This is a genomic window from Flavobacterium notoginsengisoli, from assembly GCF_042686225.1.
In the GTDB taxonomy this organism is placed as follows: domain Bacteria; phylum Bacteroidota; class Bacteroidia; order Flavobacteriales; family Flavobacteriaceae; genus Flavobacterium; species Flavobacterium notoginsengisoli.
In genome coordinates, this window is the sequence record NZ_JBHUOT010000034.1 from 1 (window position 1) to 637 (window position 637).

1 protein-coding gene is annotated in these 637 nt (G+C 30.3%); it reads right to left on the minus strand.

The window, feature by feature from the left end:
- Positions 1-50: 50 nt before the first annotated feature.
- Positions 51-605: an REP-associated tyrosine transposase gene (locus ACFS3A_RS26735; RefSeq protein WP_379828787.1), complete on the minus strand. Its 555-nt coding sequence runs from the start codon at positions 603-605 to the stop codon at positions 51-53.
- Positions 606-637: the final 32 nt, after the last annotated feature.

The window sequence follows — 637 nt, forward strand, 5'->3', positions numbered from 1 at the left end:
GATTTGCAATCTGTGCCCGCAAAGTTGGGAAACTCAAAAGTTAGCAGGTTTCAGAATAAGTATAACAAAATAATCTCTAAATCATTTTCTAAGCCTGAATAATTTCTTGCCGAGCTAAAATAATAATCCTCAGCCGAACTGACAGTTTTGTCTTTTACAGGATTGTTATGGATGTAATCAACTTTTTGCTTAATAAATTTATTACTGCAAATATGTTCTGCATGGTAACCATTTTGCCAAACTTTATAAGTCTGATTCTTTTTTAAATGTTCACATGCTTTCTGGAAATACTCCAGCATCCATTCTCTTCTGCTTTCGGGTTCATCTATTATAGTCTGTATTATTTTTTTTGATGTAAATTTTTTAAAATCTCTAATAATATCAGATAATACAAAACCATTCGTTCCTTTGCAGAGCAAATGAATATGGCTGCTCATAATGCAATAGGCATAAATTTCTAAACCTTTATTGTCCTGACAATATTTTAGTGCATTTATTAAAATATTTTTTTGATTTAGTCTTGTAAATATATCTATCCATCCTACAGCAGTTATTGTTATAAAATATGCTTCCTCGGTTGTTGTTGCTTTGTATTTTGTCGACACGTCTTTTTTCCTACAAAAATAAAAAGTATAGC